Here is a 25,490-nt window from a genome sequence, read left to right as displayed (position 1 = left end):
TTTTCACGCAGCATGCGCTGTTTTTCTTACAGTTGCCGACGATTTATAAATCATCGGTGATTTGAAACAAAAAATGACAGCGACTCGCATCGGACGAAGCATAGCGCAGCACTCGTCGCATTTCCCTGCATAAAGCTGGTCAAGTGCCTCGAGCGTCGCTAGAATTGCGCACTTTTTGATCAGAGGCGCATCAGCGCCCACGCGACGCCCTTGTCCCAAGCGGCTCGACACCCTATACCGAGGTTAGACATGTCCACCCCTACCGCGCCAGCCAACCCCAAGGTCGGCTTCGTATCCCTGGGTTGCCCGAAAGCACTGGTCGACTCCGAGCGCATCCTTACGCAACTGCGCATGGAAGGCTATGACGTGGTGTCCACCTACCAGGACGCCGATGTCGTGGTGGTCAACACCTGCGGCTTTATCGACAGCGCCAAGGCCGAATCCCTGGAAGTGATCGGCGAAGCCATCAAGGAAAACGGCAAGGTGATCGTCACCGGCTGCATGGGCGTCGAAGAAGGCAACATCCGCAAGGTGCACCCCAGCGTACTGGCCGTGACCGGCCCGCAGCAGTACGAGCAGGTGGTCAATGCCGTGCACCAGGTGGTGCCGCCGCGCCAGGACCACAACCCGCTGATCGACCTGGTGCCGCCACAGGGCATCAAGCTGACCCCACGCCACTATGCGTACCTGAAGATTTCCGAAGGCTGCAACCACAGCTGCAGCTTCTGTATCATCCCGTCGATGCGCGGCAAGCTGGTCAGCCGCCCGGTCGGCGACGTGCTCGACGAGGCCCAGCGTCTGGTCAAGTCCGGGGTCAAGGAACTGCTGGTGATTTCCCAGGACACCAGCGCCTATGGCGTCGACGTGAAGTACCGCACCGGTTTCTGGAACGGCGCGCCGGTGAAAACCCGCATGACCGAACTGTGCGAAGCCCTCGGCAGCCTGGGTGTGTGGGTGCGCCTGCATTACGTCTACCCGTACCCGCATGTCGATGAACTGATCCCGTTGATGGCCGCCGGCAAGATCCTGCCGTACCTGGACATCCCGTTCCAGCACGCCAGCCCGAAAGTGCTCAAGTCGATGAAACGCCCGGCGTTCGAAGACAAGACCCTGGCGCGGATCAAGAACTGGCGGGAAATCTGCCCGGACCTGATCATCCGTTCGACCTTCATCGTCGGCTTCCCCGGCGAAACCGAGGAGGACTTCCAGTACCTGCTCGACTGGCTGACCGATGCCCAGCTCGACCGCGTCGGCTGCTTCCAGTACTCACCGGTGGAAGGCGCACCGGCCAACGACCTCGGCCTGGACGTGGTCCCGGATGACGTCAAGCAGGAGCGTTGGGATCGCTTCATGGCCCATCAACAGGCCATCAGCAGCGCCCGCCTGCAACTGCGCATCGGCCGCGATATCGAAGTGCTGATCGACGAAGTCGACGAACAAGGCGCGGTCGGTCGTTGTTTCTTCGACGCCCCGGAAATCGACGGCAACGTGTTCATCGAAGGTGCCGGCGATCTCAAGCCCGGCGACAAGGTCTGGTGCCGCGTCACCGACGCCGACGAATACGACCTCTGGGCGGAAACGATCTAAGTTGTAAATAAACTGAAAAGCCCCGCTCTTTCAACGAGATGCGGGGCTTTTTTACGGCTATAGTCTGGCTCATGAACAACCGTGACGGAAGGAATCTGCCGCATGCGCCAGCTCCCGGTGATCCAAACCCCCAAGCCCGGTGACTACCCGGAACTGGCCCGACTCTGGGAAGCCTCGGTGCGTGCCACCCATGACTTCCTGCCGGACAGCTACATCGAACTGCTGAAGAACATGCTGCTGACCCACTACCTGGATGCGGTCATGCTGATCTGCACCCGCGATTCGCGCCAGCGCATCACCGGGTTTGCCGGGGTCGCGGCGGGCAAAGTCGAAATGTTGTTTATCGCCCCGCAGGCACGCGGTACCGGCCTGGGCAAACTGCTGCTGCGCTACGCTATCGAACACCTGAATGCCGATGAACTGGACGTCAACGAACAAAACTCCCAGGCCGTCGGTTTCTACTTCAAGCAAGGCTTCGAGGTGATCGGGCGCTCGGAGAAGGATGGCATGGGCCAGCCCTATCCGTTGCTGCATCTGCGCCTGAAGCGCTGAGTGCGACAAATGTTGCCGGGCTTAACCGGCGCCAGGCAGGTACAATAGCCGCCCCCCTTTTTTACGGCCGCCGTCATGTCTGAACCCACTCGCCTTTCCAAACGCCTGATCGAGCTGGTCGGCTGCTCCCGTCGGGAGGCCGAACTGTTCATCGAAGGCGGCTGGGTCACGGTCGATGGCGAAGTCATCGACGAACCGCAGTTCAAGGTCGAGGCCCAGAAAGTCGAACTGGATCCCGAAGCCAAGGCCACCGCCCCGGAACCGGTAACCCTGCTGCTGCACCAACCGCTCGGCCTGGACCTCGACGCGGCCATGCAACTGCTGCGCGCCGAGACGCTCTCCGAGGAACACCGTTATGGCAAGCGTCCGCTCAAGGGGCACTTCCTGCGCCTGACCGCGGGGACCGACCTGCAAGCCGGCGCCAGCGGCCTGGTGGTGTTTACCCAGGACTGGAAAATCCTCCGTAAGCTCACCGCCGACACCGCCAAGATCGAGCAGGAATATGTGGTGGAGGTCAGCGGCGACATCGTCGAGCACGGCCTCAACCGACTGAGCCACGGCCTGACCTACAAAGGCCGCGAGCTGCCCGCCGTGAAAGCCAGCTGGCAGAACGAGAACCGCCTGCGTTTCGCGATGAAAAATCCGCAACCGGGGGTGATCGCGCTGTTTTGCCAGGCGGTCGGGCTCAAGGTCGTGTCCATTCGGCGGATCCGCATTGGCGGTGTCTCCATCGGCAAGGTGCCCGTGGGTCAATGGCGCTATCTGTCGACCAAAGAAAAATTCTAATCCCCTTTTCAGCGCCGCGCAGATGCGCGGCGTCTACCTCTCAGGATGGTTCCCATGATTCACAACGACGTACTGCGTAGCGTGCGCTACATGCTCGACATCAGCGACAACAAGGTCGTCGAGCTCATCAAGCTGACCGGCTTCGACGTGGCCAAGGCCGATGTCATCAGCTACCTGAAAAAGGACGAGGAAGAAGGCTTCGTGCATTGCCCGGACGAGGTCATGGCGTATTTTCTCGACGGCCTGGTGATCTTCAAGCGTGGCAAGGACGAGAGCCGCGCGCCGCTGCCGGTCGAGTTGCCAGTGACCAACAACATCATCCTGAAGAAACTGCGGGTCGCCTTCGAACTGAAGGAAGATGACATGCACGCCATTCTCAAGGCCGCCGAGTTCCCGGTGTCCAAGCCGGAGCTGAGCGCGCTGTTCCGCAAGTTCGGTCACACCAACTACCGCCCCTGCGGCGACCAGTTGCTGCGCAACTTCCTCAAGGGCCTGACCCTGCGCGTTCGCGGCTGATCCGCGGCATCGTGCATGGCGCATCATTGCGCCGCCCAATAGTGGCTCCGTTTTTGACTCCTGACGGCTAGGGTATGGACACCTTTCGCACTCAGGATTCGCCATGCACCCCTACTTCTCCCTGCAAGGCCGCACTGCGCTGGTGACCGGCGGTACCCGCGGCATCGGCAAGATGATTGCCAAGGCCTTTGTCGAGGCCGGTGCCAAGGTCTACGTCTGTGCCCGGGATGCCGAGGCCTGCCAGCAGACCGCCGATGAACTCGGCGCCCTGGGCCACTGCCAGGCCCTGGCCGCCAACCTGGCGACCGAGGAAGGTGTGCTGGCGCTGGCGACACGTCTGGGTGAGCAGATCGATCGGCTGGATATCCTCGTCAACAACGCCGGCACCACCTGGGGCGCACCGCTGGAAAGCTACCCGGTGAAGGGCTGGGAAAAGGTCATGCAGTTGAACGTGACCTCGGTCTTCAACTGCATCCAGCAATTCCTGCCGCTGCTGCGCAAGGCCGGTTCGGCGGCGAACCCGGCGCGAATCATCAATATCGGTTCGGTCGCGGGGATTTCCTCGTTCGGCGAACAGGCCTATGCCTACGGCCCGAGCAAGGCCGCCCTGCATCAACTGTCACGGATCCTGGCGCGCGAACTGGTCAGCCAGCACATCAACGTCAATGTGATCGCGCCGGGACGCTTCCCGAGCAAGATGACCCAACATATCGGCAGCGACGAGCAGGCGTTGGCTGAAGATACCGCGTTGATTCCCATGAAACGCTGGGGTCGCGAGGAAGAGATGGCGGCGCTGGCGATCAGTTTGGCGAGTACGGCCGGGGCTTATATGACCGGGAATATCATCCCGCTGGACGGTGGTTTCAGCCTGTAATCACAGGAACTGCCGAGGACTAACTTGTGGAACCCCATACCTGTGGGAGCAGAGCTTGCTCGCGAAGGGGCCCTCAAGAGCGCTAAAAGCTTCGCGGCGGTGCGGCGATCCGACAAGCACCGCTCCCACAGGTTTTCTGCCATACGTAACACTCAGATACGGCTCAGGACGGTGGGAGCGTTCGGATCAGATCCCGGCCCGCAACACACTCTCGGGCAGCGCCTCGCCGCGCTCGACACTGGCCGCCACGGTCGCGATCAGGCTGTCCAGCTCATAGCCCTGGGCCGCCAGCCATTGCGGGTCGTAGTAAGTGGTGGCGTAACGCTCGCCGCCGTCACAGAGGATCGCCACGATCGAACCACTCTCCCCCGCCTGGACCATCTGCCGCGCCGCCATCAGCGCACCGATCAGGTTGGTCCCGCTGGACCCCCCGACCCGCCGCCCCAGGCGCTGTGCCAGGTAGTGCATGGCTGCCAGGGACAAGGCATCCGGCACCTTGACCATGGCATCGATCACCTTCGGCAGGAACGACGCCTCGACCCGCGGACGACCGATGCCTTCGATTCGCGAACCGCAGTCCAGGCGCAGGCTGGCGTCACCGGTCTGGTAAAAATCGAAGAACACCGAACGCTCGGCATCGGCACACAACACCCGGGTGCAATGCTGGCGATAGCGCACATAACGACCCAGGGTCGCCGTGGTGCCGCCGGTACCCGGGCTGGAAATCAACCAGCTCGGCTCCGGGTGACGCTCGCAACGCAGTTGCTGGAAAATCGACTCGGCGATGTTGTTGTTCGCCCGCCAGTCAGTGGCTCGCTCGGCGTAGGTGAACTGGTCCATGAAATGACCGCCGCTCTCCCGGGCCAGGCGCTCGGATTCGGCATAGATCTGCGTCGGGTCCTGCACCAGGTGGCTCTTGCCGCCGTAGAAGGCGATCTGCGCGATCTTTTCCTGGGAGGTGGTGGCCGGCATCACCGCGATAAAAGGCAAGCCCAGCAGGCGCGCGAAGTAGGCTTCGGAGATCGCCGTCGAGCCACTGGACGCCTCGATCACCGGCGCGCCCGGGCGCAGCCAGCCATTACACAGCGCATAGAGGAACAGCGAACGGGCCAGGCGATGCTTCAGGCTGCCGGTCGGATGGCTGGATTCGTCCTTGAAGTACAACTCGATGCCCGGCAGGCCCGGCAACGGTAAAGGGATCAGGTGGGTATCGGCACTGCGCTGGAAGTCGGCTTCAATGATCCGAATCGCTTCCCGGGCCCACTGTCGGTTGTCGCTCATGATGGCTACTCGTCTTGGAACGGAGGCGCTCGAAAGCACTGACGGCCGGCTGCGCCACTGCGCCCAAGGCCAAACCGTTGAAGGATAAACAGAGATCGGACCCCTGACAGGCCCCACCGCAATAATCCGCTAACTATAGGAAGTTTCCTACGCAGCGCACAGATACAGTGAAGACGCATTTAGACACACAACTGCTAGGCTCTTTGCGATCACCCTTCAACGACTCGCTTATAACAAAAACGAATATAATTTTTGTTTTAACAACTAACAGTACGGGTTAGGGTGTCCTACCTTTTTGAATTCATCGATGGAGAGCGACCTTGCCTCTGCGTAGCACTTTCACCCGTTTCTTTCAGTTGGAAGCTGCCAGCGGTCTGCTATTGATAGCCGCTGCAGCCCTGGCCCTGATTATCAACAATTCGCCACTGTCGCACCTCTACGCCGGTCTGCTGGACGTACCGGTGGTGGCCCAGGTCGGCGCCCTGAAAATCGCCAAGCCCCTGCTGCTGTGGATCAACGACGGCCTGATGGCGTTGTTCTTCCTGTTGATCGGCCTGGAGGTCAAGCGCGAACTCCTCGAAGGTCATCTGTCCAAGCCGTCGCAGGTGGTGCTACCCGGTGCGGCGGCCATTGGCGGCATGGTGGTGCCGGCGCTGATCTACTGGTTCCTCAACCGTGACAACCCGGCGGCGCTGGGCGGCTGGGCAATCCCCATGGCCACCGATATCGCCTTCGCCCTCGGCGTGCTGGCCTTGCTCGGCAAACGGGTACCAGTGTCACTGAAACTGTTTCTGATGACCCTGGCGATCATCGACGACCTGGGCGCGATCATCGTCATCGCGATCTTCTATTCCCATGAACTGTCGACGCTCTCGCTGATGCTGGCAGGGGCCTGCCTGGTGGCGCTGATCGCGATGAATCGCCTGGGAGTGATCAAGCTCGGACCGTATCTGGTGATCGGCCTGATTCTCTGGGTCTGCGTGCTCAAGAGCGGCGTGCATGCCACGCTGGCCGGCGTGACCCTGGCCTTTTGCATCCCGTTGCGCACCCGCAACGCCGAAGCCTCGCCACTGCTGAGCCTGGAGCACGCGCTGCATCCCTGGGTGGCGTTCGGCATCCTGCCGCTGTTCGCCTTTGCCAATGCCGGCGTGTCCCTGGCCGGCGTGAACCTGGACAGCTTTACCCACCATGTGCCGATGGGCATCGCCGCCGGCCTGCTGATCGGCAAGACGGTCGGGGTCTTCGGCCTGACCTGGCTGGCGGTCCGCGCCGGTCTGGCGGCGCTGCCCCACGGCGCCAACTGGGGGCAGTTGTTCGGCGTGGCGATCCTCTGCGGTATAGGTTTCACCATGAGCCTGTTCGTCGGCTCCCTGGCCTTTATGCCGGGTCACAGCGACTACGCGGGCATGGACCGCATGGGCATTCTCACCGGTTCGATCCTGGCGGCGCTGATCGGCTACGCCGTGACGGCCGTGGCCAGTCGCAAGCCCTGAAAAAAGAAAACCCCGACCAGTTTCCTGGCCGGGGTTTCTTTTTTAGACCGATCGCGAAATCAGTGGGAAACGCGGCTGGTACCGCCAACGGTGGAAATACGCACACGCTCGCCAACCCGGAAGATTTCGTTCGGCTGAACTTCCTGCACATAGGCACGCATGCTGCCGTCGTCTTCACGCACGGTGATTTCAACACCCTGGGCGCTGGTCAGGCCTTTTTCAGCCATGTTGCCCAGCACGCCACCGGCGACCGCACCGATCACTGCGGTCACGATACTGCCACGGCCACCACCGATGGCGCTGCCGCCGACACCGCCGACAATCGCACCGGCACCGGCACCGATAGGCGAATTGCTACCTTCGATTTTCACCGGACGCAGCGACTCGATGGTGCCCATGCGAATGGTCTGAACGCGACGCGCTTCGTCACGGGAATAGGAATCGCCAGTCAGGCTGTTGGTGCAACCACCCAGCAACATAGCCATTGTGGAAAAGGAAGCAATCAACAAAACAGACTTACGCATAGGATCAACTCCAAAGGAAATGACTTTAATTAAACTCCGCAGCTTGATCCCTGTCACGGCACCGCACGGATAAAATGGTTTCATTCAGCGCCAGTACAGCCTCGACGTCCAAATAAACGGGGACATAGGGTAGCGCGATTACGATCCGCCTGCCCCGGCTGCCAAACAGTTGAAACAATCAGTAACAACTGAATCGCTACGATAACTACCCCAACTCGCAAAGAACCGGCATGGACTACTTCATCATCGCAATCACTACAGTAGCCGGGTTGTATTTCCATGGCTGGCTGTATATCAGGATCAGACGCTGGACGGACCGCGATCTGGCGTTATCGCTAGCGGGAGACAACGAATTACACAAAAAGTTCATGCTCGAACGCCTGGCCGCGGCCAGGGAGCAGAAGATCAAGCGTCGGGACCTGCAACAATGGCTTGAAGCCGCCGCCGCCAGTTATCCAGGTCAAGGCCTGGAAGAACACTCGCCAGGCAGCGATCAGGCGAACACTTGTTCAACGTCGCCTGATCGAAGCGCTGACGGCTCGCGCCAACGCTAAGGCGCGAGACGCTGGCGCGCCCAGTCCGCGCCGACCAGACGGTAGTCGAGGCGGTCGTGCAGGCGGCTCGCGCGGCCCTGCCAGAACTCGATACGCTCCGGCAGTAAACGATAACCGCCCCAGTGCTCGGGACAATCGGGCTGTGTATCGCTGAAGCGCGCTTCGGTGTTCTTGAGCAAGCCTTCGAGTTCCGCCCGGTCGGCAATCACCCGACTTTGCGGCGAAGCCCAGGCCCCCAGGCGGCTACCCAACGGACGCACCTGGAAGTAGGCATCCGATTCCTGCTCCGAGACCTTGACCACTCGCCCCTCGATCCGCACCTGGCGTTCCAGGGTCGGCCAGAAGAAGGTCATCGCGGCAAAGGGACGGACCGCCAGTTGCCGGCCCTTGTCGCTTTCGTAGTTGGTGAAGAAGGTAAACCCCGCCTCGTCCAACCCCTTGAGCAACAGGATGCGGCAATGCGGGCGCCCTTCCTCGTCCACCGTGGCCAGGGTCATGGCATTGGCCTCGACGGGCGCCTGCTCGGTCTTCACCGCCTCGGCAAACCACTGGTGGAACAGCGCGAACGGCTCGGCCGGAGCCTGGGCCTCGGTGAGCCCATCACGGGTGTAGTCGCGGCGCATATCCGCCAGGGTTTGAGTCACGGCGCGTTCCTTCTTGATCGTCAGGTCAGTTCTTGGTCGAGCTGTCGCCGCTGTCGTCTTTCTTCGCCGGCGCTGCTGCCTTGTCCGCCGCTGGCTTGGTCGCCGCTTTCTTGACCGCAGCCTTCTTGTGGACAGAAGCCTTCTTGGCCGCTGCCTTGCCCTTGCCCTTGGTCGTGGCTTTCTTCGCCACAGGCGCTGGAGCCACTGCCGGCTTGACAGCCGCCACCTGGGTGACCGGAAGCGGAGCCGGAACCGGAATGCTGTATTTGCTCAACAGTGCAACCATCGTGTTCTGCGGCGTCAGGATGATTTCCACGCGACGGTTCAGGGCACGGCCTTCGTTGCTGTCGTTGGCGGCACGCGGCATGTCCGCGCCCATGCCACGCAGCATCAGGCGATCACGATGCAGGCCGCTGAGGCCGAAGATCGCCGCTACGGACTGAGCCCGTTGCTGGCTCAGGGCCTGGGTCGACTCGGCGCTGGCACTGTTGTCACCATGGCCGAGGATCAGCACGGCAGTCTTGGGATCACCCTCAACGGTCTTGGCGATTCGGGTGAAGGGACCGAGGGTCACCGGCAGCAACATTTCCGGGCGCTTGGGGTTGTAGAAACCGTCCACCGGGGCAATCACCACCAGCACGTTTTCACGCCGCTCCAACTTCAGGGCGCTGTTCTGGATCGCGGTACGCAGGCGTGGCTCGTAGTCGTCGAGCCAGGCCTGGGTGATTTTCGGATCGGGCATCGGCACGGCCTTGACCGGCGGCTGGGCAGCTTCCTGGGCCTTTTCCGAACTGCCGAACGGCCACCACCAGTGAGTGGCAGGGTCGACCTTTGGCGCTGGGGTCGTCGCGGCGGCAACGGCTGGAGCGGTTGAAGCCGCCGCGGGGGCTACTGGAGCGTTTGCCTTGGCAACATCCTTGGCGGCTGACGCAGCTGCGGCGGGCTTGACCGGGAGCTTGGCAGCATCCTTGGCTACGGCTGCCGCAGACGCGGCGGGTGTACTAGTGCCAGCTGTCGCCGGGGCTTGAGCAATGTCCTTGTCCGCACTTTGTGGAGTTTGCGCACAACCGGTCACGGTCAGACAGAGGGCCAGGGCGAGAGACTTGTTCGATGACATTGGATATCCACAAATGAGATAGGGAAACGAGGACCGTCAGGCCCCATGAAACAGTGTATTGGAAAGCAAAAAAGTCACAGGGTTCCGGCCTACGAATTTATCTGCGCATTCTACAGACAGCCGGTAAGAATCCGTACTAGCTTCTGTGCCCGCGGGTCCATCAATACATAAGGGCCGAGGGTATTGGTGACGAAGCCGAAGGCGACATCGTGCTCAGGGTCGGCAAACCCGACGGAGCCGCCGGCACCCGGGTGGCCGAAGGCCTTGGCCCCGAGACCGAAGGTGGCGTTGGCGACGTCCGGCTGATCGAGCATGCAACCCAGGCCGAAACGGGTCTGGGTCAACAGCGTCTTGTCCAGGCCCAGACTGTGCTGGCGGGTCAGTTCCTCCAGCATATCGGCCTCCAGCAGGCGACCGTCGAGCAGGCCGCTGTAGAACCCCGCCAGGCTGCGTGCGTTGCCATGCCCGTTGGCGGCCGGCTGCTGCATGCGCCGCCACTCCGGCTTGTTGGTACTGGTCATGATCGACGGTGGGTTGGTGAACGCCCGGGTGCTCATCGCCTCGGGTTCGCGCATGGTCACTTGCAGCAGGCGCTGGGCCGCGGCGTCGCCGACATTGCCCTTGCCCCGGGCGATATGGGCCACGCGATGGAATTCCTGGTCCGCCAGGCCGACATGGAAGTCCAGCCCCAGCGGCCGGGCAACCCGCGCCACGATGGACTCACCCGGCCCGCGCCCGTCGGCGCGCCGGAGCAATTCTCCGACCAGCCAGCCATAGGTGATCGCGGCGTAGCCATGGCCCTCGCCAGGAGTCCACCAAGGCGCTTCGGCCGCCAGGGCGTCGACCATGGTCTGCCAGTTGTACAGCGCCTCGGGGGGCAGCAACTGGCGCAAGGCCGGTAAGCCGGCCTGATGGCAGAGCAACTGGCGCAGGGTGATAGCGGCCTTGCCGGCGGCGGCGAACTCGGGCCAATACTGGGCAACCGGAACATCCAGTTGCAATTTACCCTCGGCCACCAGTTGCAGCGCGGTGACGGCGGTAAAGGTCTTGGTGCAGGAAAACAGGTTGGCGATGGTGTCGCTGTGCCAGGCCTCGGCACCGTCCTTGTCGGCGGTACCGGCCCAGAGATCAACCACGGTTTCCCCGCCAATCTGGATACAGAGCGCGGCGCCGCGCTCCTGGGGATCGTCGAAAAGGGCCGCGAAGGCTTCGCGCACCGCCTCGAATTGAAGTTCGAAATGACCCTGAATCTGCACCCGTGACTCTCCCGCCGCAACACCTACCAAAGTGGCCTGCATTGTTCCAGCGATTGGCGGGTTTGGGAACAGACGTGAATCAGACTATTCGTAACACCTTGCAAGAATTGTCAGGCATTGAGCAAGGCGCTGTAGGAATTGGAATCATCGACCCAAAACACCACAAAACTGTAGGAGCGAGCTTGCTCGCGATGAGGCCAGGGAGCCATGCATCGCCTGTTCGGCCCCTATCGCCAGCAAGCCGGCGCCTACAGGAACGGTGTTTATTCAAGAAATCAATCCGTGCGCCCGTGGTCCGAGAGCCGCTCAGTGGCCGTTGCCGGAGTGACCACCGGGATGGTCGGCCCCCTCGGCCCCCTGTTCACCCGCACTGCCGGAACGGGCGTTGCCACCGCTGTCATCCTGGCCGATGCCCTTGGCAGCTTTCTGCTGCGCCTCCACCTTGGCTTTCTCGGCTTCCTTGTTGAGCAACGCCAAGGCCTGCAGATTGCTCTTGCGCACGCTCTCGACAAAGCCCTGGAACGGCACATCGGTCATGCCCACCAGGCCGAAATGACCGTTTTCGCCGTCCAGCAGGCGTCCCGTCACAGGCTGGTCGAGGTACTGGAACCAGTGCACACCGACGATCGAGGGCTCGGCCACCGCCTGCTTGAGGAATGCGGCATAGGCCGGGCCACGATCTTCTTCCCGGGCCAGTTCCGTCACCCCGCCCCAGAACGGACCGCGATCTTTCGAGCCGAAGTTGAATTCGGTGATCAGTACCGGTTTGTTCAACGCCTCCAACCGGTCGAAGTCGTAACCGTCCTGGGGCTTGAGGGTGTAGAAGTTGAAACTCAGCACATCGCAGTACTGGGCACAGGACGCCACGGCCTCAGGCGTGCTGACAGCAAAACGACCGCCCAGCAGCAGATGGTTCGGCGCATGCCATTTCAGCGAGTCGGAAATGGTCTTGAAGTAGGTGTCGGCAAACACCTTCTGGAAATACTTCAGGTCCGCCTCGATTTGCGGGTGCGCGGGATTCGGCAGCGGTGCCTCGAAGCCCGGGTCCTCCATCTGTTCCCAGGTCGGAATATCCACGCCCCAGGCCTGGGACAGACCCTGCTGGTTGCGGTACTTGTCACGCAACTGCTTGAGGAAGGCACGCTTGGCCGGTACGTCGGTGGTCATGCGCAACGTGCCGTAGGCCAGGGCGTAACGGGATTTCGGATCATCGCCGGGACCGGCCCAGGCCAGTTCGTTGTCGGCGAAATAGCCGAGCAGCCAAGGGTCGTCGCGATGATCGCGGGTGGCAATCGCCACCGCGCGCTCGGTGGCCATGGCAAAACGCGGGTCGAACGGGTCGGGCATGCCGCCCCACCAGTCGCTGCCGGTACTGATACTGGTGTAGTCGCCGACGATGGACAGCGGCAAGGTGTAAGGCACGCGGTCGTTCAGGCTCAGGGCCGGATCGCTCCAGTTACCGAGGGTGTTGAAGCCCCAGGCCAACAGGCGATCCAGGGTATGTTTCTGCCAACGCTGGGCGTCCAGGCCCGGGGCGCAGGGCACCTTGGGCTCCGTCGGCGCGGCGGTCGCGCACGGCGAACCATAGGTGCGCTCCAGGTTGGCGCCATAGAAATCGAACCAGCGCCCGGACTTGAAAGCCCGGCCCTGGGAGGCTCCGCTGGTGGTGCTGTTGTCGGCCTTGCCGTAGTAGGCGGCCAGGGGCTCACCGTCCTTGGGCAGGTCGCTGAACATGCCTTCACGACCTTCGACATAGGTCTGCTGGTCATGGGCACTCACGGTATTCACACCCAGGGAGTAGAACGGATGCCCCTCCGGCGTCACCAGGTACCAGCGGCCGTCGTGCTTTTCCGTGCGAAAGAAGCCAGTGGCATCAAAGAGCGGGCCCTTGAGCGAACCGCCGAACTTGTCCCGGGCACTGCGTTCGCGCTCGCTCAGCCAGGTCTTCAGTTGCTGGCTTTCCTTGCTCGCGACGGCCTTGAGCTGATCGTCGCTGCTGATTTTTTCCGGCCACTTGGCCCGGGTGGACTGGCCGTAGCCGTCCACCAACGAGCTGTAGACAGCCGCGATCACATCGTCGCCATTCTGCACGCCGAAACGTTCCAGAAGGATGTTCTGGGCGACTTTCGGCGCGTCCATCGACAGGGTCACCGACACCACCTGCTGGCGATTCAGTTCGCCCCGGCTACTGGCCAGTAACACCCGCTGGCCATCAACCGTCGTCGGCATCGGCGGACCGACGCGCATGCCCTGGCTCAACGCTGAACTGGCCTGCAGCGGCACCAGCAAGGTCTGCGCCGGGCCGGCCGGCAGATCGACGCGGCTGCTGAGGGTCTTGCCGTCGCTGCTCTGGATCGTCACATTGAGGGTCAACGCCCAATCCATCGCACTCTGGATCCGCAGGCTCATGGCGCCCGCCTGCGACCAGTCCCAGGCCCCGGTCTGCGGCGTAAGGCGCAGGCTCGGTTGCAGCGCTGGATTGAAGGTGATCCGCCGCAGCACTTCGCCCTCGGCCGTCTGTTCCGCGTTGTATTGCGGCAGGCTGGCATCCACGGTTGTCACCTGCACCACATCGGCGGGACGAACGAAGTTGAACAGCGTCTGTTGCCCGGCAGGCGCAGCCCAGAGCGGCGCGGCGAACAACAAGGCGAAAACGGCGGGCAGCGTACGGCCAATCATATGAATCAAACTCTCCCTTACGGCCAGTCAGAGGCCAGCGTGACGCCAAGCGGCGCCATCCGTAGACAACGAAATTGGTAATTCAACCTACATCACATCAAGAAATTTCCCGCCGGAACGGCGGCAAGGCATTGAGGATAGCTTTACCGTAGCGCTGGGTGACCAAACGCCGGTCGAGCAAGGTGATGATGCCCCGGTCCTCTTCGGTGCGCAGCAGCCGACCGCAGGCCTGGACCAGCTTGAGGGAGGCGTCCGGCACGGAGATTTCCATGAACGGGTTGCCGCCCCGGGCTTCGATCCATTCGGCCAGCGCCGCCTCGACCGGATCGTCCGGGACCGAGAAGGGAATCTTGGCGATCACCACGTGTTCGCAGTAGGCACCGGGCAAGTCCACCCCTTCGGCAAAGCTCGCCAGGCCGAACAGTACGCTGGAGTCACCACCGTCGACCCGCGCCTTGTGCTTGTTGAGGGTCTCCTGTTTCGACAGGTTGCCCTGGATAAACACCTGCTTGCGCCAGTCGCGGTCCAGGCCGTCGAACACGTCCTGCATCTGTTTACGCGAGGAAAACAGCACCAGGGTGCCCTTGGAACCCTCCACCAGTTCCGGCAGGTCGCGAATGATCGCGGCGGTATGCGCCGCAGCGTCGCGGGGATCGGCGTTGAGATTCGGCACCCGCAGCACACCGGCATCGGCATGATGGAAGGGGCTCGGCACCACCGCCGTCACGGCTTTCTTCGGCAAGCCGGCGCGCATGCGGAAACGGTCGAAGGTGCCCAGAGCGGTCAGGGTCGCCGAGGTCACCAGGGCGCCATAGGCCACGTTCCACAGGTTGCGCCGGAGCATTTCCGCGGCCAGGATCGGGCTGGCGTTGACCTCGATATCAAACAGCGCACCGCTCTCGGCCAGACTCAACCAGCGCGCCATGGGCGGGTTGTCTTCCGGGTCTTCGGCGGTAAAGGCGGTCCACAGCTCCCAGTTGCCCTGGGCGCGAGACAGCAGGCTGCCGAACAGCGGATACCACTCCTCGGCCTGGTGACTGGCGATGCCGATATTGACCTCGCCGTCCATGCCCTCCTTGAGCAATTCGGTCAGGCGGGTGAAGAGGTCGTTGAGGCGGGCAAAGCCTTTCTTCAGCTCGATGCCCATCTCGCGGATATGCTCCGGAATCACCCCGCCGACAAAGCGATGGCGCGGCCGCTCGCGGCCCTCGGTGTCTTCGCCGGTCTTGAAGTCGGCCAGTTGCTCGCAGGCGCTGAACATGAACTGCTGGTGGGTCTTGATCTCCCGCGCCAGCTCCGGCACCTGCTCGATCAGCTTGCCCAGGTCGCCCGGCAGCGGATGCTGGGCCAGCAGCTTGGTCAGGTTCTTGGCGGTCTGCTCCAGCCAGTCGGCGGTGGAGCGCAGGCGCGTGTAGTGGGCAAAGTGGCCGATAGCCTTGTCCGGCAGGTGGTGGCCTTCGTCGAACACATACAGGGTGTCGCGCGGGTCGGGCAACACCGCGCCACCGCCCAGGGCCAGATCGGCGAGCACCATGTCATGGTTGGTGACGATCACGTCGACCTTGCCCATGCCTTCGCGGGCCTTGTAGAAGGCGCACTGGCCGAAGTTCGGGCAATGGCGGTTGGTGCACTGGCTGTGATCGGTGGTCAGGCGCGCCCAATCGGCGTCCTCCAGGGCCGAAGGCCAACTGTCGCGGTCGCCATCCCATTTATTTCCGGCGAGCTTCTCGATCATGCTGGTGAAGAGTTTCTGGCTGGCCTCGTCGACCTCGATACGAAACCCTTCCTCTTCGAACAACTGCGCGGTGGCGGTCTGCGCGTGACCTTCCTGCAACAGCATGTCGAGCTTGGACAGGCACATGTAGCGCCCGCGCCCCTTGGCCAGGGCGAAGCTGAAGTTCAAACCGCTGTTGCGCATCAGGTCGGGCAGGTCCTTGTAGACGATCTGCTCCTGCAGCGCGACGGTGGCGGTAGCGATCACCAGGCGCTTGCCGGCGGCCTTGGCGGTGGGAATCGCCGCCAGGCTGTAGGCCACGGTCTTGCCGGTACCGGTCCCCGCCTCCACCGCGACCACGGCCGGGTCGCCACTGCGCCGGCCTTCGTCATCGGTGTCGATATCGCCGAGGACCTTGGCCACTTCGGCGATCATCAGGCGCTGGCCGTAACGCGGCTTGAGGCTCTTGGCTTCGAGAAAACGCGAGTAGGCGCCCTGGATCGTGGTTTTGAGTTCGGTGCTGATCATGAGTCTTCAGGCGCAAGAAACGCTGGATAAATTTTCAGTGGTTCGAATGGACGGCTATCATACCCCGCTAAACCCTCGCGCGCCGCACGGAGTACCCGAATGACCGCTTTTGCCCTTGTCTACACCCTGCATGTCCTGGCCGCACTGGTCTGGGTCGGCGGTATGTTCTTCGCCTGGATGATCCTGCGCCCGGCGGCCATGGCCGCGCTGGAGGGGCCGGCCCGACTGAAACTGTGGGTCCAGGTGTTCCAGCGCTTCTTCGTCTGGGTCTGGGTCGCGGTGGTGCTTCTGCCAATCAGCGGCGTCGGCCTGATCCAGTTGCGTTTCAGCGGGTTCGAGACTGCACCACGTTATGTGCAGGTCATGATGGGCCTGTATATCGTCATGGTTGCACTGTTTATTCGTATCCAGTCATTGCAACTACCGGACTTGCGCCAGGCAGTGCAAGCCCAGGACTGGCCGGCGGGTGTGGCGGCGCTGGGGCGGATTCGGCGACTGGTGGGGATCAATCTGCTGATCGGCTTGGTGCTGGTGGCCATTGCCGCGGCACGCCCGATGTTTTGAGTGCGGTACTGGCTGAGCCCAGGAGCCGAGCCCAGCACGGACAGTGTTGGAGCTGGCTTGCCGGCGATGAGGCCCTTGAGCCTTGCATCGCTCTTGCGGCCGTCATCGCCGGCAAGCCGGCTCCTACAGGGTTTGTAGCGTTTTCACGGTCTTGTTACAGACGCTGAACCGTCACGCTGCCCGCCGGGCCAACCGCCCCCGGCTTGCCCGCGTGGCCCGGACGGCCTGGCTTGCCACCGTCGGTGTCGTAAACGAAGCAGCCCTTGGCCTTGCCACCCGCGCCCGGACGCCCCGCCGCACCGGCAAGGCCGCCGTTACCGCCATCGACCAGCACTTGGATCTGCGCCGCCGGATAATCCCGTGGCAACTGCAGCCGAACCTGCGCACCCGGCGCCCCCTGATGACCATCGCCGCCATTGTCGCCGTCCGCGCCTTGTCCGGCCGCGCCCCAGGTACAGCCCGGCTCATCGCCATTGGCCCCATCGAGCCCGACGTAGCCCGGCACGCCGGCGCCGCCACGGGCATCCACCGACAGCAAAGGACCGCTCAACGCATCGATACGCAGATCCAGGTTACGTCCCGGCGAAGGGGCTCGCTGGTAGGTACCCGGCGCTCCAATCGCGCTGATCTGGCTGCCGCTACCCAACTCGGCGTGTGTGGCCTTGAGGGCGAACCCCTGCTCGCTCGGCACAATGGCAATACGCGCCTCATGCCCCAGGTGCAGCTCACCGATATTCAGTTGCGTAACACTGGCGGGGACCAGCAAGGTGCCAAAGTCGGCCACATCCAGGCGCTCCAGTTGCAGCACCGAGGTACTGGCCGGCAAGCGCAGCAGGGAATTGGTTTCGACACTCACGACCTGGGCGAACGCCAGGGGGCTGCACAGCGCAGCCAGCAGACACAGGCTACGCATGTTGGCGTTCCTCACGGGTAGGCAAAGGCAGGACTTGCAGGTGGAACATGCCGAACAGCAGAATCTGCGCCCGGTCGCGCCAGGGATGGGCACGCTCCCGCAAGCTGCCATTGAACAGCATCACTTCCAGCAAATGCGTCAACAGCAGCATGCTCCCCGCCAGATCGACCAGGACCCGGAACGGACTGATCAGCGGCTGCACCAGGTTGACCAGCACCACCAGCCAGAACATCAGCGTCAACACCTTCCCCAGCCCCCAAAGCACCTTCATACGCCCCCCTGATGAGTTATTCTTTGGCGCACAGTAAGGCGAGTCAGGGTAGTTTGCCAGTGGCCGTTGAAAATTCGCCCATGTTTGCCGTTCCGAGCGAGGAATCCCGATGCTAGAAAGCCTTTCCACCCGCACCCCCCAGCAAGCACTGGCGGCGCTACTGGACCGTTATGCTCCGCAAAACCTGCTGCTGGTAGGGGCTGGCAGCTTTCCGGCACTCGACGCGTTTCAAGCCGCCCACCCCGAGACCCAGGTAGCCTTCGCCGAACCCGGCGCCCTGCCCGCCGCACTGGCCGCCCGGCGCTTCGACCTGGCGCTGGTGGTCGACTGCCTGGAGCACCTGCCCAAGCGTGACGGCCGACAATTGCTCGGCGGCATTCGCAACCTCAATGCCAGCCGGATCGCGGTGCTGGTGGACATGGCCGCCAGCGGCTGGCAGGACAGTGACTTCTTCGCCCTGGCCCTGCAAAACAGCGAACGTTTTGCCCGCGACGAGCAGGTACTGACGTTGTTCACCTATGATCTGAAGGAATACAAACAGGTGCCGGACTGGTTGAATGCCAAGTTCTGGGCCAATCCGGAAAATTTCGGCAAGTACTGGTGGTGATTCCCGTGAGCACATCCATCTGTCCCTGTGGTAGCGGCAACCTGCTGGATGCCTGCTGTGGCCACTATCACTCCGGCCATCCGCCCCCCTGCGCCGAAGCCCTGATGCGCTCGCGCTACTGCGCCTATGTGCTGGGACTGGTCGACTATCTGGTGGACACCACGCTGCCGGCTCAACAACCCGGACTGGACCGCCAGGCCATCGGCGAATGGAGCGCGCAAAGCACCTGGCTGGGCTTGCAGGTGGAAAGCTCGGAAGTCTTCGGCGGCCAGCCCGAACATGCCTTCGTGACCTTTACCGCGCGCTGGCACGACAGCAACGGCGAACACAGCCACCGGGAAAAGTCGTCCTTCGTGCAAACCGACGGGCGCTGGTATTTCATCGACCCCACCGTGCCCCTCAAGGCCGGGCGCAATGACGCCTGTCCTTGCGGCAGCGGGCAGAAATACAAAAAATGCTGCGCAGGTTACCTGCTCAACTGAGACTCAGGTGTGAGATATCCGGCAGCGTGGCGACGGTTGTCGTCGGCAGTTGGCCCATGTCGGCACCCACCGGCGCCACGCTGAACGCTGACAGATCCAACACCGCCACGACCGGTTCAGGCTTGGCGTCCTGCATGTCGCTGCCGACCTCGGCGATGCCAAAGTCCGGCGCATCGACCGCACTGAACGCCGCCATATAGGCATCCCGCGGCGCCACCTGGGCGCGGCCGGGCATCGGCGCGAGCGCCGTCATTTCGATCTCCTCGACGGCCATCTCGACCACCGTGACCAAAGCGCCGGCACGCTCGAGGGTGAGCCGATACTTTTCCGCGGCCACAGCATCGAGATTGCTCTTGAGCACCAGGCGACGCCCGGAAAACAGCAGCTCGACACGCTGGGCATCGGCCTGGAACAGCCGGGTCAGGTTGCTTTTGACCTGATCGGGCGCCGCGCCGGGCAGCGACTCGCCACTGAAGACAATCTCGTAAAGCGTCATGATCACACTCCTGTGCGCCAGCCTGATCCATTGCGCGAATGGTAGGCAGTATCCCCCAGTGGATTTACCGCCACAACCATGAGCTTTTTCTGTCACAGGCTTGCTATGCTGGGGCCTCGGCGGGAGGAAACCCATGCACTCACGGACACTTGGCACGCTCGGCCTGCTTATGCTGTTGACACTTTCCGGCTGCGCGTCCTGGTTCGACAGCAGTACCCGCGAGCCCGAGGTGCGCCTGGTGCGGGTCGAACTGGTCAAGGCCCGGCTGGTGCAACAGAAGTTTCGCCTGCACTTTCGCGTCGACAACCCCAACGACGATAGCCTGACCGTGCGTGGCCTGCATTATCGTCTCTACCTCGATGGCTGGCTGCTAAGCGAAGGCGAGTCCGCCAATGGCTGGTTCACCGTCGAAGCCAACAGCCACGCCTTCCTGGTGATTCCAGTCAGGACCAATCTCTGGGAGCACCTGCGCGACCTGACCAAACGCCTGAAACACCCCCATGATCCGATCCCCTACCGACTGGAGGGCGAACTGGAAACCGGACTATTCCTCAGCCATGACGTGCACCTGGAGCGCAAAGGCGAGATAATTCCCGCCGAAATTACTCCGGAGTGACACCAGCATGACCCAGCAACCCCATGTTCACGGCCCTGATTGCAACCACGATCATGACCATGACCACCACGATCACGACCATGGTCATGTCCACGGCCCGAACTGCGGCCACGCTCACCAGGAGCCGGTACGCAACGCGCTGAAGGATGTGGGTCGCAACGATCCTTGCCCGTGCGGCAGCAGCAAAAAATTCAAGAAGTGCCACGGGGCCTGAGGCCCGGATACAAAAAATCCCCGACCAGATCGGGGATTTTTATTTGGCCAGGTGCAGGGCCGTGCTACTGGAACAGTGCTTCGCTGGACAGGCCGTTCTTTTCAAGGATCTCGCGCAGGCGCTTGAGCCCCTCGACCTGGATCTGGCGGACGCGCTCGCGGGTCAGGCCGATCTCCAGACCGACATCCTCCAGGGTACTGCTCTCATGCCCGCGCAGGCCGAAGCGCCGTACGACCACCTCACGCTGCTTGTCGGTCAATTCCGATAACCACTGGTCGATGCTCTGGGACAGGTCGTCGTCCTGAAGCAGCTCGCAGGGATCGGTAGGCCGATCATCCGTCAGGGTATCGAGCAGCGTCTTGTCGGAGTCCGGTCCCAGGGACACGTCCACCGAAGACACCCGCTCATTCAGGCCCAGCATGCGCTTGACCTCACCCACTGGTTTCTCCAGCAGGTTGGCGATTTCTTCCGGGGAAGGTTCATGATCGAGCTTCTGGGTCAGCTCCCGCGCCGCCCGCAGATAGACGTTCAACTCCTTGACCACGTGAATCGGCAGGCGAATGGTTCGGGTCTGATTCATGATCGCCCGTTCAATCGTCTGGCGGATCCACCAGGTGGCATAGGTTGAGAAGCGAAAGCCACGTTCCGGGTCGAACTTCTCGACGGCCCGGATCAAGCCGAGGTTGCCCTCTTCGATCAGGTCCAGCAGGGAAAGACCACGGTTGACATAACGTCGGGCGATTTTCACCACCAGGCGCAGGTTGCTTTCGATCATGCGCTTGCGGCCCGCGGGATCGCCACTTTGCGACAAGCGTGCAAAATGAACTTCTTCTTCCGGGGACAACAAGGGGGAAAAACCGATTTCATTGAGATACAACTGGGTCGCATCCAGCGCCCGGGTGTAGTCAATGTACTTGTGCTGCTTGAGCGAAGCAGCACTTTTGGCCTTGGCACGAACTGGGGGTGGAGAACTGTCGTCCTCCGGCATCATATCCATGACGATGTCGGAGTCCATAAGGAGCACCTCATCATCGATGTCAAACCCCGGCGCTTCTTTACTGAGAGCCATTGTTATAGTCCTTTGGTGAGTTCGACCTCAAGCTCAAGCGACGCCTTTATCCTTGGCAACGCTGGAACCTGTTCCCGCTACATCAGGAGAACAGGCTGGAAAACGGATCAACGACGCGGCAGGAATTGCAGTGGGTCTACGGGTTTCCCCTGGCGGCGAATCTCAAAATGCAGTTTCACCCGGTCTGTACCAGTTGACCCCATTTCGGCAATTGTCTGTCCGACCTTGACCTGCTGCCCCTCCCGAACCAACAGCCTACGGTTGTGACCGTAAGCACTGACGTAGGTATCGCTGTGTTTGATGATGACTAGTTCGCCGTAGCCCCGCAACCCACTCCCGGCGTAAACAACTGACCCATCAGACGCAGCTAAAACAGGCTGTCCCAAATCCCCGGCGATATCAATACCTTTATTCAAACTACCGTTTGAAGAGAATTTTCCAATCAGAATCCCGTTTGAAGGCCATGCCCAGCCCTTGGGCGCGGGACCGGCCGGCGGCGTCGGAGCGGCGGCCACAGGTGTCTGGGCGGCGGCTTGTGAGCTGGTTGCCGGACCAGACGTCGAGTTGGCCGGGCGCCGGGTGATGGTGAATTTTCCCGAAGGCGAGGCCGTCGACGTGCTCGAGGCAACGGCGGTCGGTGTTGAATTTGAACGGCTGTCGAAGCGAATCGCCTGACCCACGTGAATCGTGTAAGGCTCGGGAATATTGTTGCGCGCGGCCAGGGCTTTCCAATCCCAACCGTAGCGAAAGGCGATCGAAAACAAGGTATCGCCACGGGCGACCACATGCTGGCCGGTGGTGGTCATCGGCTTCTGTGGCGCCGCGTTGGCGGTTGTCGTTGTCGTGTTGCCGTTACGATCGACGACGCGTACGCCGCCTTTTGGAGCACTGGAGCAACCAGCCAGTAAAGCACTGAGGGCAAGGCCGATCATCAGGCGCTGAACGCTTGCTTTACCCATACGCTGCCGAATGACTGTGAGACTCACCCGCCGCTCCCTTTGTGGTGGCTGAAATAAGAGTGCCTGTACAGGCGGTAATGTGACGTAAGTATAACTGGCTGTTGGAATTTCACTGACAACCCAGCCAAGTCGAAAAACTCGACACATTTTAAACATGGCTGCCGTACCTGGTCCCGCTCTAAGACCTACGACCTTAAACAGAATTCATTGCCGTTCAACAAATGTTCAGGCCAAGGGTCCGTTAAGCAGCGGAACGAAACGTACTGCGCCTAATACATGACGGGAAAAACCCTGTTCTTCGCGCACGATCAGCATCAACTGCTGGACTTCACCGGCACCCACCGGAATCACCAGGCGCCCGCCCGGGGCCAACTGGTCCAGCAGCGCTTGCGGTACATCGGTGGCCACGGCAGTGACAATAATGCCGTTGTACGGCGCCAGTGCCGGCCAGCCTTCCCAACCGTCGCCCCAGCGGAACACCACGTTACGCAGGTTGAGCTCGACCAGACGCTCCTTGGCGCGGTCCTGCAGGACCTTGATCCGCTCCACCGAAAACACCCGCTCCACCAACTGCGAGAGTACCGCCGTCTGGTAGCCGGAGCCGGTCCCGATCTCCATCACCTTGTCCAGCGGCCCGGCCTCCAGCAGCAGCTCGCTCATGCGCGCGACCATATAAGGCTGGGAAATGGTCTGGTTGTGGCCGATCGGCAGCGCCGTATCTTCATAGGCACGATGGGCCAACGCCTCGTCGACAAACAGATGACGCGGGGTACGGCGGATCACTTCCAGCACCTGGGCGTTGGACACCCCCTCTTCATAGAGCCGCTGAATCAAGCGTTCGCGGGTTCGTTGGGAGGTCATGCCGATGCCGCGGCGCATCAGGTCGTCCTGCTCACGGGCCATCAGGCAAGCCCCTCCAACCAACCACCCAGCGACTGGAAGGCATCATTGAACGTGCGATCCAGTTGCAGCGGCGTCACCGAGACAAACCCTTGCATCACGGCATGGAAGTCGGTACCCGGGCCGCCGTCTTCGGCATCGCCGGCGGCGGCGATCCAGTAACCGGCCTTGCCCCGCGGATCGACCACCCGCGTCGGCGCCGCGGCCCGGGCACGATGGCCCAGGCGCGTGAGCTGGATACCGCGAATGTGCTCCAGGGGCAGGTTGGGAATATTCACGTTGAGCACCGTGCGCGTGGGCAGTGCCAGGCCTTCATGGGCCTGCACCAGCAGGCGGGCGAAATGCGCGGCGGTGGCCAGGTTGTCGACCTGGCGTGAGGCCAGCGAGAAGGCGAACGAAGGCTTCCCGAGGAAGCGCCCCTCCAGGGCCGCCGCCACCGTGCCGGAATACAGCACGTCATCCCCCAGGTTGGCCCCCAGGTTGATACCAGACACCACCATGTCCTGCGGATGCGATAGCAGGGCATTGAGCCCCAGGTGCACGCAGTCGGTAGGTGTGCCGTTGAGGCTGATAAAGCCGTTGGGCAATGTATGCGGGTGCAGCGGACGGTCCAGGGTCAGCGAACTGCTGGCACCACTTTTGTCCTGGTCCGGGGCAATCACCTTGCACTCGGCATAATCCGCCAACGCAGCATGAAGCGCGGCGAGACCGGGTGCGAAAACCCCATCATCGTTCGAAATCAGAATACGCATGAGCTGTCCGTCTGTCCTACCGGCACCAGATCGACGAGTTCGCGCACCAAAGCAGTGGCGAAGCAACCGGCCGGCAGGACGAATTCCAGTTGCAGAATGTCCAACGAAGGATAATGCCACGACAACCGACCAATGGGCAGCCGCAGGATGCGACGTTCGTGCTCCATGCTCGCCTTGACCAGCCATTGGCAGAGTTCGGCCTCGCGCTCGGCAACCGCTTGCTCCAGCGCGAAGGTCGCCCCCGCCGCCGGTGACGGGCCTTCGCCCCACTGCGGGCCAGTGGGATGCAGATCGAGAATGTCCAGGCGCGGGTCGCTGCACTCGGCCTCGCCGGCCGGGAAGAAACTACGGCTGTCGGTGAACGCCAGCAGGTCGCCGACCTGGGCCCGATTCCAACTGCCGTCGGCGACACGCGCCGCCAACACCTGGTTGAACAGGTAGCTGCGCGCCGTGGACAGCAGCCGCGAACGGACATTGCGCTGCTCGGGCAAAGCCTGGCGCGCCGCATAGGCACGAGCCTCGCCCAGATTACCGCCGAGGTGGCCGAAGCGCTGGGCGCCGAAATAATTCGGAATACCCTGCGCGGCGATCTGCTCGAGGCGTTGCTGCAAACCGTCCTTGTCCGCGTTCAATTGGGTCAGGCGCAGAGTGAAGCCGTTGGCGGCATGGGCACCGCGTTGCAGCTTGCGCTTGTGCCGGGCGCTCTTGAGGATCAGCAGGCTGTCGTTCTGCGCCGCCGACAGGTCCGGATCGGCCTTGCCCGGCAGTTGCACGCTGAACCACTGACGGGTCAGAGCCTGGCGATCCTTGAGACCGGCATAACTGACCGTGCGCAACGGCACACCGGCGGCCTTGGCGATGCGCCGGGCGGCCTCCTCGGTATTCAGGCCGCGCTTCTCCACCCACAACCACAGGTGCTCGCCCTCGCCGCTCAGCGGGATATCGAGGACCTCGTCGACCTGGAAATCTTCAGCCGTGGCCTTGAGCACCGCGCTGCCCAGGACATCGCCGTAGGCACGTGGGCCCAACAGTTCCAGTTCGGTCATGCGCGTAACAACAAGGCGACGCTATGCACAGCGATACCTTCTTCACGGCCGGTGAAACCGAGCTTTTCGGTGGTGGTGGCTTTGACGTTCACTTGATCCAACTCAACTTCAAGATCCGCGGCAATCAGTGCGCGCATCGATTCGATATGCGGCGCCATTTTCGGCGCCTGGGCAACGATGGTGTTATCGACATTGCCGACTTTCCAGCCCTTGGCCTTGATCAACGACACCACGTGACGCAGCAGCACCCGGCTGTCAGCGCCCTTATAGGTCGGATCGGTGTCAGGGAAATGCTTGCCGATATCGCCCAGAGCGGCCGCCCCCAGCAGCGCATCGCTCAAGGCATGCAGCAGCACGTCGCCGTCGGAATGGGCGAGCAACCCGTGGTGGTGCGCAACACGCACGCCGCCCAGGGTGATGAAGTCGCCTTCGGCGAAACGGTGCACATCATAGCCGTGGCCAATACGCATAAAAAAAACGCCCCGATGTAAGTCAG

General features: G+C 62.3%; 27 protein-coding genes and 1 pseudogene. 12 read left to right on the top strand and 16 right to left on the bottom strand.

Annotated features, from left to right (window positions below):
• Positions 1–249: 249 nt before the first annotated feature.
• From rimO to AC07T0_RS00960, 5 genes are all read left to right on the top strand, one after another.
• The gene (gene rimO, locus AC07T0_RS00980) at positions 250–1,587 is read left to right on the top strand and encodes a 30S ribosomal protein S12 methylthiotransferase RimO (RefSeq protein ID WP_494999437.1); all 1,338 of its coding nucleotides are present in this window, start codon (positions 250–252) and stop codon (positions 1,585–1,587) included.
• Between the two features lie 102 nt (positions 1,588–1,689).
• A complete protein-coding gene (locus AC07T0_RS00975) occupies positions 1,690–2,139 on the top strand; it encodes a GNAT family N-acetyltransferase (protein ID WP_494999436.1) in 450 nt (149 codons plus the stop codon).
• A gap of 75 nt (positions 2,140–2,214) precedes the next feature.
• On the top strand, positions 2,215–2,925 hold the full coding sequence (locus AC07T0_RS00970; protein WP_494999435.1) for an rRNA pseudouridine synthase: 711 nt from the start codon (positions 2,215–2,217) through the stop codon (positions 2,923–2,925).
• A 54-nt stretch (positions 2,926–2,979) separates the two neighbouring features.
• Entirely contained in the window at positions 2,980–3,441 is a 462-nt protein-coding gene (locus AC07T0_RS00965; protein ID WP_494999434.1) for a YehS family protein, read from the top strand.
• Positions 3,442–3,544: 103 nt separating this feature from the next.
• Entirely contained in the window at positions 3,545–4,315 is a 771-nt protein-coding gene (locus AC07T0_RS00960) for an SDR family oxidoreductase (protein ID WP_494999433.1), read from the top strand.
• A 186-nt stretch (positions 4,316–4,501) separates the two neighbouring features.
• Here the strand turns inward: AC07T0_RS00960 and AC07T0_RS00955 are convergent, their stop codons facing one another.
• Positions 4,502–5,599 carry a PLP-dependent cysteine synthase family protein gene (locus AC07T0_RS00955; protein ID WP_494999872.1) on the bottom strand — a complete coding sequence of 366 codons (1,098 nt, stop codon included), beginning with the start codon at positions 5,597–5,599 and terminating at the stop codon, positions 4,502–4,504.
• Between the two features lie 317 nt (positions 5,600–5,916).
• On the opposite strand from AC07T0_RS00955, the gene nhaA reads away from it, so the two are divergent.
• A complete protein-coding gene (gene nhaA, locus AC07T0_RS00950) occupies positions 5,917–7,089 on the top strand; it encodes a Na+/H+ antiporter NhaA (protein ID WP_494999432.1) in 1,173 nt (390 codons plus the stop codon).
• Positions 7,090–7,148: 59 nt separating this feature from the next.
• Here nhaA and AC07T0_RS00945 read toward each other — a convergent pair whose 3' ends face one another.
• Complete coding sequence (locus AC07T0_RS00945) at positions 7,149–7,613, bottom strand: outer membrane lipoprotein (RefSeq protein WP_103496413.1); 465 nt, start codon at positions 7,611–7,613, stop codon at positions 7,149–7,151.
• A 230-nt stretch (positions 7,614–7,843) separates the two neighbouring features.
• Between AC07T0_RS00945 and AC07T0_RS00940 the strand changes: the two are divergent.
• Positions 7,844–8,077 (top strand): annotated as a pseudogene (locus AC07T0_RS00940) (hypothetical protein); the annotation flags it as partial.
• 86 nt (positions 8,078–8,163) lie between these two features.
• Here AC07T0_RS00940 and pdxH read toward each other — a convergent pair.
• The 5 genes from pdxH to dinG form a co-directional block, all read right to left on the bottom strand.
• Positions 8,164–8,811, bottom strand: a complete 648-nt coding sequence (pdxH, locus tag AC07T0_RS00935) for a pyridoxamine 5'-phosphate oxidase (protein ID WP_494999431.1) — start codon at positions 8,809–8,811, stop codon at positions 8,164–8,166.
• Between the two features lie 25 nt (positions 8,812–8,836).
• Complete coding sequence (locus tag AC07T0_RS00930; RefSeq protein WP_494999430.1) at positions 8,837–9,928, bottom strand: OmpA family protein; 1,092 nt, start codon at positions 9,926–9,928, stop codon at positions 8,837–8,839.
• 110 nt (positions 9,929–10,038) lie between these two features.
• Positions 10,039–11,184 (bottom strand): serine hydrolase domain-containing protein, encoded by a 1,146-nt coding sequence (locus AC07T0_RS00925; RefSeq protein WP_494999871.1) that lies wholly within the window; start codon positions 11,182–11,184, stop codon positions 10,039–10,041.
• A gap of 306 nt (positions 11,185–11,490) precedes the next feature.
• Positions 11,491–13,863 (bottom strand): beta-agarase, encoded by a 2,373-nt coding sequence (locus AC07T0_RS00920; RefSeq protein ID WP_494999429.1) that lies wholly within the window; start codon positions 13,861–13,863, stop codon positions 11,491–11,493.
• A gap of 97 nt (positions 13,864–13,960) precedes the next feature.
• Entirely contained in the window at positions 13,961–16,105 is a 2,145-nt protein-coding gene (gene dinG / locus AC07T0_RS00915; RefSeq protein ID WP_494999428.1) for an ATP-dependent DNA helicase DinG, read from the bottom strand.
• Positions 16,106–16,204: 99 nt separating this feature from the next.
• Here dinG and AC07T0_RS00910 point away from each other — a divergent pair, with 99 nt between their 5' ends.
• Positions 16,205–16,669, top strand: coding sequence for a CopD family protein (locus tag AC07T0_RS00910; RefSeq protein WP_494999427.1), 465 nt, complete (start codon positions 16,205–16,207; stop codon positions 16,667–16,669).
• Between the two features lie 154 nt (positions 16,670–16,823).
• On the opposite strand, the gene AC07T0_RS00905 is transcribed toward AC07T0_RS00910, so the two are convergent.
• Both AC07T0_RS00905 and AC07T0_RS00900 read right to left on the bottom strand, forming a co-directional pair.
• Positions 16,824–17,582, bottom strand: a complete 759-nt coding sequence (locus AC07T0_RS00905) for a collagen-like protein (RefSeq protein ID WP_494999426.1) — start codon at positions 17,580–17,582, stop codon at positions 16,824–16,826.
• The gene (locus tag AC07T0_RS00900; RefSeq protein WP_494999425.1) at positions 17,575–17,853 is read right to left on the bottom strand and encodes a DUF1145 domain-containing protein; all 279 of its coding nucleotides are present in this window, start codon (positions 17,851–17,853) and stop codon (positions 17,575–17,577) included. Before AC07T0_RS00900 ends, AC07T0_RS00905 begins: the two co-directional genes overlap by 8 nt.
• Before the next feature lie 109 nt (positions 17,854–17,962).
• Between AC07T0_RS00900 and AC07T0_RS00895 the strand changes: the two genes are divergently transcribed.
• Positions 17,963–18,460 (top strand): DUF6231 family protein, encoded by a 498-nt coding sequence (locus AC07T0_RS00895; protein ID WP_494999424.1) that lies wholly within the window; start codon positions 17,963–17,965, stop codon positions 18,458–18,460.
• A gap of 5 nt (positions 18,461–18,465) precedes the next feature.
• Positions 18,466–18,942 (top strand): YchJ family protein, encoded by a 477-nt coding sequence (locus AC07T0_RS00890; RefSeq protein WP_494999423.1) that lies wholly within the window; start codon positions 18,466–18,468, stop codon positions 18,940–18,942.
• On the opposite strand, the gene AC07T0_RS00885 is transcribed toward AC07T0_RS00890, so the two are convergent.
• Positions 18,935–19,438: a hypothetical protein gene (locus tag AC07T0_RS00885; RefSeq protein WP_494999422.1), complete on the bottom strand. Its 504-nt coding sequence runs from the start codon at positions 19,436–19,438 to the stop codon at positions 18,935–18,937. The genes AC07T0_RS00890 and AC07T0_RS00885 overlap by 8 nt on opposite strands.
• A 133-nt stretch (positions 19,439–19,571) precedes the next feature.
• Here AC07T0_RS00885 and AC07T0_RS00880 point away from each other — a divergent pair, with 133 nt between their 5' ends.
• Both AC07T0_RS00880 and AC07T0_RS00875 read left to right on the top strand, forming a co-directional pair.
• Positions 19,572–20,054 carry an LEA/WHy family protein gene (locus AC07T0_RS00880; protein WP_494999421.1) on the top strand — a complete coding sequence of 161 codons (483 nt, stop codon included), beginning with the start codon at positions 19,572–19,574 and terminating at the stop codon, positions 20,052–20,054.
• Between the two features lie 7 nt (positions 20,055–20,061).
• Complete coding sequence (locus AC07T0_RS00875; RefSeq protein ID WP_494999420.1) at positions 20,062–20,268, top strand: SEC-C metal-binding domain-containing protein; 207 nt, start codon at positions 20,062–20,064, stop codon at positions 20,266–20,268.
• Positions 20,269–20,332: 64 nt separating this feature from the next.
• Here the strand turns inward: AC07T0_RS00875 and rpoS are convergent, their stop codons facing one another.
• The 6 genes from rpoS to ispF all read right to left on the bottom strand — a co-directional run bounded on the left by rpoS (position 20,333) and on the right by ispF (position 25,464).
• A complete protein-coding gene (gene rpoS / locus AC07T0_RS00870; protein WP_248794610.1) occupies positions 20,333–21,337 on the bottom strand; it encodes an RNA polymerase sigma factor RpoS in 1,005 nt (334 codons plus the stop codon).
• Between the two features lie 107 nt (positions 21,338–21,444).
• The gene (locus tag AC07T0_RS00865; RefSeq protein WP_494999419.1) at positions 21,445–22,323 is read right to left on the bottom strand and encodes a peptidoglycan DD-metalloendopeptidase family protein; all 879 of its coding nucleotides are present in this window, start codon (positions 22,321–22,323) and stop codon (positions 21,445–21,447) included.
• Between the two features lie 198 nt (positions 22,324–22,521).
• Positions 22,522–23,157, bottom strand: a complete 636-nt coding sequence (locus AC07T0_RS00860) for a protein-L-isoaspartate(D-aspartate) O-methyltransferase (protein WP_248794953.1) — start codon at positions 23,155–23,157, stop codon at positions 22,522–22,524.
• 41 nt (positions 23,158–23,198) lie between these two features.
• Complete coding sequence (gene surE, locus AC07T0_RS00855; RefSeq protein ID WP_494999418.1) at positions 23,199–23,948, bottom strand: 5'/3'-nucleotidase SurE; 750 nt, start codon at positions 23,946–23,948, stop codon at positions 23,199–23,201.
• The gene (gene truD / locus AC07T0_RS00850; protein WP_494999417.1) at positions 23,936–24,994 is read right to left on the bottom strand and encodes a tRNA pseudouridine(13) synthase TruD; all 1,059 of its coding nucleotides are present in this window, start codon (positions 24,992–24,994) and stop codon (positions 23,936–23,938) included. The genes surE and truD overlap by 13 nt, the downstream gene beginning before the upstream one ends.
• A complete protein-coding gene (ispF, locus tag AC07T0_RS00845) occupies positions 24,991–25,464 on the bottom strand; it encodes a 2-C-methyl-D-erythritol 2,4-cyclodiphosphate synthase (protein ID WP_494999416.1) in 474 nt (157 codons plus the stop codon). The genes truD and ispF overlap by 4 nt, the downstream gene beginning before the upstream one ends.
• Positions 25,465–25,490: the final 26 nt, after the last annotated feature.

It is taken from the genome of Pseudomonas sp. GW821-FHT04D07 (genome assembly GCF_059420225.1).
The sequence above is the reverse complement of the archived record's forward strand: the minus strand, read 5'-3'. Positions and strand labels throughout refer to the sequence as shown.

Coding starts and splice junctions, on each gene's coding strand:
- rimO (WP_494999437.1), top strand. CDS start 250: ATGTCCACCCCTACCGCGCCAGCCAACCCCAAGGTCGGCTTCGTATCC.
- AC07T0_RS00975 (WP_494999436.1), top strand. CDS start 1,690: ATGCGCCAGCTCCCGGTGATCCAAACCCCCAAGCCCGGTGACTACCCG.
- AC07T0_RS00970 (WP_494999435.1), top strand. CDS start 2,215: ATGTCTGAACCCACTCGCCTTTCCAAACGCCTGATCGAGCTGGTCGGC.
- AC07T0_RS00965 (WP_494999434.1), top strand. CDS start 2,980: ATGATTCACAACGACGTACTGCGTAGCGTGCGCTACATGCTCGACATC.
- AC07T0_RS00960 (WP_494999433.1), top strand. CDS start 3,545: ATGCACCCCTACTTCTCCCTGCAAGGCCGCACTGCGCTGGTGACCGGC.
- AC07T0_RS00945 (WP_103496413.1), bottom strand. CDS start 7,613: ATGCGTAAGTCTGTTTTGTTGATTGCTTCCTTTTCCACAATGGCTATG.
- AC07T0_RS00930 (WP_494999430.1), bottom strand. CDS start 9,928: ATGTCATCGAACAAGTCTCTCGCCCTGGCCCTCTGTCTGACCGTGACC.
- AC07T0_RS00920 (WP_494999429.1), bottom strand. CDS start 13,863: ATGATTGGCCGTACGCTGCCCGCCGTTTTCGCCTTGTTGTTCGCCGCG.
- dinG (WP_494999428.1), bottom strand. CDS start 16,105: ATGATCAGCACCGAACTCAAAACCACGATCCAGGGCGCCTACTCGCGT.
- AC07T0_RS00910 (WP_494999427.1), top strand. CDS start 16,205: ATGACCGCTTTTGCCCTTGTCTACACCCTGCATGTCCTGGCCGCACTG.
- AC07T0_RS00905 (WP_494999426.1), bottom strand. CDS start 17,582: ATGCGTAGCCTGTGTCTGCTGGCTGCGCTGTGCAGCCCCCTGGCGTTC.
- AC07T0_RS00900 (WP_494999425.1), bottom strand. CDS start 17,853: ATGAAGGTGCTTTGGGGGCTGGGGAAGGTGTTGACGCTGATGTTCTGG.
- AC07T0_RS00895 (WP_494999424.1), top strand. CDS start 17,963: ATGCTAGAAAGCCTTTCCACCCGCACCCCCCAGCAAGCACTGGCGGCG.
- AC07T0_RS00885 (WP_494999422.1), bottom strand. CDS start 19,438: ATGACGCTTTACGAGATTGTCTTCAGTGGCGAGTCGCTGCCCGGCGCG.
- AC07T0_RS00880 (WP_494999421.1), top strand. CDS start 19,572: ATGCACTCACGGACACTTGGCACGCTCGGCCTGCTTATGCTGTTGACA.
- AC07T0_RS00875 (WP_494999420.1), top strand. CDS start 20,062: ATGACCCAGCAACCCCATGTTCACGGCCCTGATTGCAACCACGATCAT.
- rpoS (WP_248794610.1), bottom strand. CDS start 21,337: ATGGCTCTCAGTAAAGAAGCGCCGGGGTTTGACATCGATGATGAGGTG.
- AC07T0_RS00860 (WP_248794953.1), bottom strand. CDS start 23,157: ATGACCTCCCAACGAACCCGCGAACGCTTGATTCAGCGGCTCTATGAA.
- surE (WP_494999418.1), bottom strand. CDS start 23,948: ATGCGTATTCTGATTTCGAACGATGATGGGGTTTTCGCACCCGGTCTC.
- truD (WP_494999417.1), bottom strand. CDS start 24,994: ATGACCGAACTGGAACTGTTGGGCCCACGTGCCTACGGCGATGTCCTG.
- ispF (WP_494999416.1), bottom strand. CDS start 25,464: ATGCGTATTGGCCACGGCTATGATGTGCACCGTTTCGCCGAAGGCGAC.